We start from the raw sequence: 5,510 nt of genomic DNA on the forward strand, positions 1-5,510 counted from the left end.
CTGCGCGCTTTCCGGCGCGGGGCCGCCGTTGCCCCACAATTGACGCATCGCCTGAGCGAGCGACGACACCGGATTCCATTCGGCGATCACCCGCAGCCAGTGCGGCATCGGCTCGGTGGGCACAAACGTGTTGGCCAGGAACGTGATCGGAAACAGAACGGTGAACATCACGCCGTTGACGGCTTCGACGGTGCGCAATAGCGATCCGATCAGGATGCCGAACCAGATCATGCCGAATCCGAAGACCAGGACGAGGGCGAAGGCCAGCACCGCCTCGGCGACGCTTCCCCGGATCCGCCACCCGATCGCCAGGCCCGTCAGCGCCATCACCACCACGCCGAGCGAGGAGTGGATCAAGCTGGCGATGCTGCGGCCGACGAGCACCGACGACCGCGAGATCGGCAGCGACCGAAACCGGTCGATGATGCCCTTCTCGACGTCGGCGGTGATGCCGGATGCCACGACGAACGCCGAGAACACGATGGTCTGCGCCTGGATGCCGGGCAGCAGGAACTCGCGATAGTTCGTTCCTCCAGGATTGGGTATCGAGGCGCCGAACACAAATGCGAACAGCAACACGAACATGATGGGCTGAGCGGTGACGTCGCTGAGCATCTCGGGCATGCGTTTGGTGTGGATCAGGTTGCGCTTGACCATGATCCACGACTGCTGGGCGATGTTCGGGGTGTGCAGCGGCACCCGTCGGGCATGGATCTGAGCGGGCGGCGCGATGGTCTCGACGTCTTCGGCGGTCACGCGTCGTCCTCCTCTTCGCTGCGATGGCCGGTCAGAGACAGGAACACGTCGTCGAGGCTCGGTCGCGACAACCCGATGTCGTCGACCGCGATGTCGCTCTCCCGCAGCCACCCCGCGACGCGGATCATGTCGTCGAGTCCGTCGGCGGGCGCGGTCAACTCGCGGGCGCCCGCGTTGACGAACACCTCGGCGCCGCCTCTCGCCAGCAGGGCCTCGGCGGCAGGCAGGTCCTCGGCTTTCGTCACGGTGACGACCAGGCTGGCATTGCCCGCCTGTTGTTTGAGCTCGAGCGGCGACCCCTCGGCGATGATGCGACCCTTGTCGATCACCAAAATGTTGTCGGCGAGTTGATCGGCCTCCTCGAGGTACTGCGTGGTCAGCAGCAGCGTGGTGCCCTGTCTGACCAATTCCCTTAGTGCCTCCCACAATTCGCTGCGGCTGCGCGGATCCAGGCCCGTGGTCGGCTCGTCGAGGAACAACACCGGTGGCGATGCCAGCAAGCTCACCGCGAGATCGAGGCGGCGGCGCATGCCGCCCGAGTAGGACTTCACCACACGGTCGGCGGCGTCGGCGAGCGAGAACTGATCGAGCAGTTGATCGCCCAGCCGTCTGAGGTCCTTCCTGCGGATGCCGTAGAGCCCGCCGATCAATCGGATGTTCTCGCGGCCGGTGAGCAGTTCGTCGACGGTGGCGACCTGACCGGTCAGCCCCATGTTGCGGCGCACCTGGTCGGGTTCGCGAACGACGTCGTAGCCCGCGACGCGGGCGGTCCCGCTGGTGGGTGCGGTCAGCGTCGTCATCATCCGCACCGTGGTGGTCTTGCCCGCACCGTTCGGGCCGAGCAGGCCGAACACGGTACCGGGCGGAACGATGAAGCTGACGTGGTCGACCGCCGGTCCACCGGGGGCGTCGCCGAAGCGCTTGACGAGATCGATCGCCTCGATGGCAGGGGCGGAAGGCATCACACCGACCGTATCGACATCCACCGACAGCTCGTTATCCCAGCTGCCCGTAGACCCAGCGCGGGGTGCTAAGTGACGAGCGAAACCGAGTTGCTGCGGCGCAGCTTGCCCGACGGCGTCTTCGGGATGGTGCCAGGTCCCAGTACGACGACGTTGCGGGGACGCACGTCGACCTCGGCCACCACCTCGTGGGCGACCTGCCGCTCGATGCGGTGCACTTCGTCAGGGTCCTGCCACGAGTTGGACTCGACGGCGACGGCGAACGTCTCGCGCGCATGCCCCGCGTCTAGCCGCACGGCGACCGCACAACCCGGTCGAACACCCTCAACGCGGCACGCGGCCCGCTCGATGTCGGTCGGATAGATGTTGCGGCCCGCCATGATGATGACGTCCTTCACGCGGCCGCACACGACGATGTTGCCTTCCTCGGTGATGTAGCCGAGGTCGCCGGTGTCGTACCAGCCGTGCTCGTCCTGCGCGGGGATGAATCCACCCATGGTGAGGTAACCGGGCGTCAGGCACTCGCCCCGGAGTTCGATGACGCCGACGCCGCGCGGCGGCATCACGTTGCCCTGCTCGTCGATCACGCGCGCCTCGAGGTCGCGCAGCAGCGGGCCCAGGGAGGCCAGGCGCCGGGTGTTGCCTTTGGTGGCAGGCACGGCACGGCGCAGGGCGGCCAGCAGATCGGCGTCGACCTCGTCGACGACCAGACCCGCTCCGCACGGCGAGAACGACACCGCAAGCGTGGTCTCGGCCATTCCGTAAGCGGGCAAGATAGCGTCGGGCTTCAGCCCGAACGGCGCACCCGCGTCCAGCAGATCCTCGACGTCCGCAGGCTCGACGGGCTCGGCTCCCGACAATGCGAAGCGGAGCGACGACAGATCGAACTCGCCCGGCTTGGCCTGGCGGCGTAACCGCTTGGCGAACAGCGCATAGGCGAAGTTGGGCGCCGCGGTCATCGTGCCCTTGTACTTGTCGATGAGCTTGGCCCACAGCAGGGTGTCCCGCAGGAAGTCCATCGGCGTGACCTTGACCAGCTCCGCACCGAAGTACATCGGGATCGTCAGGAAGCCGACCATGCCCATGTCGTGGAAGCACGGCAGCCAGCTGACCATGACGTCCTTGTTGACGTCGTACTCGGCGCCGATGAACATCGCTTCGGCGTTGGAGTAGATGTTGCGATGGGTGATCTGGACCGCCTTGGGCGAACCCGTCGATCCGGACGTCAGCTGCATCAGGGCGAGATCGTCCTCGCCGACGTCGATCGGATCGACCGGCTCGGACGTCAGGAGGTCGTCGACCTTCAGAACCTTGATGCCCTGCTCTTCGAGCACCGGGACTGCCACCAGAAACGGCTCGGAGACGATCACGGCCTTGGCCTCGATCATCCGCACGACATTCATGGTGTCCTCGGCCCACACGGCGAGGTCGGTGCGGGGTGTGGGCTGGTGCAGCATGGTCAGGCTGGCGCCGCGCATCCACAGACCCTGCGCGGTCGGGGCGATCTCGACCGGGAAGCCGGCAAGCACGCCGATGGCGTCGCCCAGGCCGATGCCGGCCTCCTTCAGGCCACCAGCAATGCAGCGCGCCCGCTCGTGCACCTCACCCCAGGTGTGCCGGACCGGTTCGTGCGGTTCACCGGTAACCATGCCCGTCGTAACGGTGCGGGCGTTGCGGTACATCTTCTCGGTGAATCGGCTCACGACGACCTCCTCGGTTTCTGGAGCCGCTGCGCCGGCGACATCAGCCCCAGCGCAAATGCCCACGTCATATGCTCCGCCTGATCGGAGGCGCTTTTGCGTAGGCGCGCGCACGATTCGGGAGCGGTTGAGTCTCGAAATGGTGATGCACCAAAACCTGCGCCGTATCCGACGAGACGCCCACCGAAGTCACCGGCGGGAAAGATCATCGCGTCCGATGCGTGACAGCTAATCTTCACCATCGGTCATCTTAAGCAACTCTTAAGTAGTCGCCAAACTGTCGCGATTATTGAGGTCTGGCTCACACTCTCCGGCGGCCGCGCACAGTCGTGTAGACCTTGTCTCGAACGTAAGGTGCCCAACCAACGTCTGACGGACTAAACCGAGGTGGACGGTGTCGGCACCACCCGGGCGCCCTGGACTGGGCCGCTGGCCACCCGCACGGTGCGGCATACGCCCGCGCCTGCCAGCTGCGCGCCCACATCGACGGCCTGACCCGCCGATGCGCACAGGAAGGCACACGTCGGGCCGGATCCGGACACGATGCCGGCCAACGCCCCGGCCTCCATGCCGGCCCGCAGCGTACGGCGCAACCCCGGGTCGAGGCTCAGCGCGGCGGGTTGCAGGTCGTTGCCGAGCAGCGGGGCGAGTTGCGCGGCATCGCCGGACGCCAGCGCCGCCAGCACGGGCTCGGGATCGTCGAGGCGCGGCGGGGCCTCGCGGTCGGGTCCCGCCGACTCGCGCAACCGGTCGATCTCGGTGAAGACCGCCGGTGTCGACAACCCCCCGTCGGCGAACGCCAGCACCCAGTGGAAGGTCGTGCGGGCCAGCACCGTCGCCAGCTCCTCGCCGCGGCCCGTGCCGAGCGCGGTCCCCCCGTGCAGCGCGAACGGCACGTCGCTGCCGAGCCGCGCCGCCAGCGTGTGGAGGTCGCGGCGCGGCACGCCCAGCTCCCAGAGGGTGTTCATCGCCACCAGCACTGCGGCCGCGTCGGCGCTGCCGCCCGCCATCCCGCCGGCGACGGGGATGGATTTGTCGATCGTGATCGCCACGTCCGGGGCGCGGCCCACGTGCTCGGCCATCAACTCGGCCGCCTGCCACGCCAGGTTGCGTTCGTCGGCGGGTAGCGATTCGGCGCCTTCACCGGACATCTCCAGCGACAGCATGTCGGCGTTGCGGACGGTGACCTCGTCGAGCAGCGACACGGCGTGGAACACGGTGGTGAGTTCGTGATAGCCGTCGTCGCGGCGGTCACCGACCTCCAGATAGAGGTTGACCTTGCCGGGCACCCGCACGGTGACCGATCCGGTGGGGACCCACTCGGAGGCGGTGTTCCCGTTCCAGCCTGGCACGTCACGACACTATCGGAGGGACAGAGCGCGGGCAGCCGTCTCCGAAGGTGCACGCCGCCGCCGGCATTAGTCTGAGCTCGTGCTCTCCGTCGGCGACCGGTTCGACGATTACGTGGTCGACGAGATTCTCGGCCGAGGCGGATCCGCCACGGTCTACCGGGTGCACGACGCCGAGAACCCGGCGCGGGTGGTCGCGCTCAAGGTCCTCGACGACCACGCGCGTGACCGCGCCCACGCGGCCCGCCTGCGACGGGAGTTCGAGTTCGCCCACCGGCTCGATCACCACCACATCGTGACCGTGTACGAACGGGGCCCGGGGTGGCTGACGATGGAGTTCGTCGCCGGTGGCGGGGCGCAGCGCCTGCGGACAGTGCCCGAACGTCTGGCCGCCCTCGGCCAGATCGCCGATGCGCTCGACTACATCCACAACCGCGCGATCGTGCACTGCGATGTCAAACCCGCGAACATCCTGATCGAGCCCGACGGCTCGCGCGCAGTGCTCATCGACTTCGGGGTGGCCGTCGAGCTGACCGACGACTTCTGTCGTCGTCCGATGGAGGTGGAGGCCTCGCTGCCGTACTCGGCCCCGGAGTTGATCGCCGGGCGGGCGCCGTCGGAGGCCACCGACGAATACGCGCTGGCGTGCACGGCGGTCGAGCTGATCACCGGATCGCCGCCGTATCGGGAGGACTCCCGAGTGGGGCTGGTCGAGGCGCACCTGCATCACCCGCCGCCGCGGT

5 protein-coding genes are annotated in these 5,510 nt (G+C 67.7%); 1 reads left to right on the plus strand and 4 read right to left on the minus strand.

What is annotated here, in order from left to right:
- From A5698_RS27590 to A5698_RS27605, 4 genes are all read right to left on the minus strand, one after another.
- Positions 1 to 732 (minus strand): ABC transporter permease (locus A5698_RS27590; RefSeq protein ID WP_156670926.1); only part of this gene is annotated, 732 nt, incomplete at its 3' end.
- A gap of 20 nt (positions 733 to 752) precedes the next feature.
- Complete coding sequence (locus tag A5698_RS27595) at positions 753 to 1,718, minus strand: ATP-binding cassette domain-containing protein (protein ID WP_068303725.1); 966 nt, start codon at positions 1,716 to 1,718, stop codon at positions 753 to 755.
- Positions 1,719 to 1,786: 68 nt separating this feature from the next.
- Complete coding sequence (locus tag A5698_RS27600) at positions 1,787 to 3,421, minus strand: fatty acyl-AMP ligase (protein WP_068303729.1); 1,635 nt, start codon at positions 3,419 to 3,421, stop codon at positions 1,787 to 1,789.
- Between the two features lie 374 nt (positions 3,422 to 3,795).
- Positions 3,796 to 4,770, minus strand: a complete 975-nt coding sequence (locus tag A5698_RS27605) for a 4-(cytidine 5'-diphospho)-2-C-methyl-D-erythritol kinase (protein ID WP_068303732.1) — start codon at positions 4,768 to 4,770, stop codon at positions 3,796 to 3,798.
- A 79-nt stretch (positions 4,771 to 4,849) separates the two neighbouring features.
- Here A5698_RS27605 and A5698_RS27610 point away from each other — a divergent pair.
- Positions 4,850 to 5,510 (plus strand): serine/threonine-protein kinase (locus A5698_RS27610; protein ID WP_068303735.1); only part of this gene is annotated, 661 nt, incomplete at its 3' end.

The sequence above is a fragment of the Mycobacterium sp. E136 genome (assembly GCF_001666865.1).
Lineage (GTDB): Bacteria > Actinomycetota > Actinomycetes > Mycobacteriales > Mycobacteriaceae > Mycobacterium.